Source organism: Chryseobacterium arthrosphaerae (genome assembly GCF_001684965.1).
GTDB lineage: Bacteria > Bacteroidota > Bacteroidia > Flavobacteriales > Weeksellaceae > Chryseobacterium > Chryseobacterium arthrosphaerae.
This window is the reverse complement of the sequence record NZ_MAYG01000003.1, coordinates 1-505: the sequence shown is the minus strand read 5'-3', so window position 1 is coordinate 505 and position 505 is coordinate 1. Positions and strand designations below refer to the sequence as shown.

The following is a 505-nucleotide window of genomic DNA, read 5'->3' as shown; positions in this document are numbered from 1 at the left end:
ATCTTTTCATATAGCACGACATACCTTTGCTACTTTGTTTTTAAGCGAAGGTGTACCATTGGAAAGTCTTAGTAAAATGATGGGGCATAAAAATATAACCACCACCCAGATTTATGCAAAAATCCTGAATGAGAAAGTGGGTCGGGATATGGAAGAAGTATCTCATAAATTTAAGGAGTTGGAAGCTGCTTTTAACTCATAAGATTTTTATGATATATCATTTTCTTTTGTAATTATTTTCCAACAGGTTCAAAATATCTGATTCCTTATATAATATTTTTCCCGGAATTTGTACAAAAGAAAATATGTGATCGTCCCGGTATTGTTGAAGTGTGCGCCTGCTAATATGAAGTAAGCGACATACTTCATCACCGGTTAAATATTTTTCTTCCTGATGGGAAGGCCTTAAATATCTGCTGATTTGTTCAATATGTTTTTTAATAGCGTTCAAATCTTTAAGCCATGATAAAATTTCTTCGGTAGCGTTTTTTATAGATTGCATACT

General features: G+C 32.9%; 2 protein-coding genes. One reads left to right on the top strand and one right to left on the bottom strand.

Going from position 1 to position 505, the window contains the following annotated elements; genetic code table 11:
• The coding region (locus BBI00_RS22985; protein ID WP_165602542.1) for a tyrosine-type recombinase/integrase at positions 1 to 202 on the top strand (202 nt) is incomplete at its 5' end.
• Between the two features lie 15 nt (positions 203 to 217).
• On the opposite strand, the gene BBI00_RS15295 is transcribed toward BBI00_RS22985, so the two are convergent.
• Positions 218 to 502 carry a helix-turn-helix domain-containing protein gene (locus BBI00_RS15295; RefSeq protein WP_065399767.1) on the bottom strand — a complete coding sequence of 95 codons (285 nt, stop codon included), beginning with the start codon at positions 500 to 502 and terminating at the stop codon, positions 218 to 220.
• Positions 503 to 505: the final 3 nt, after the last annotated feature.

Coding starts and splice junctions, on each gene's coding strand:
- BBI00_RS15295 (WP_065399767.1), bottom strand. CDS start 502: ATGCAATCTATAAAAAACGCTACCGAAGAAATTTTATCATGGCTTAAA.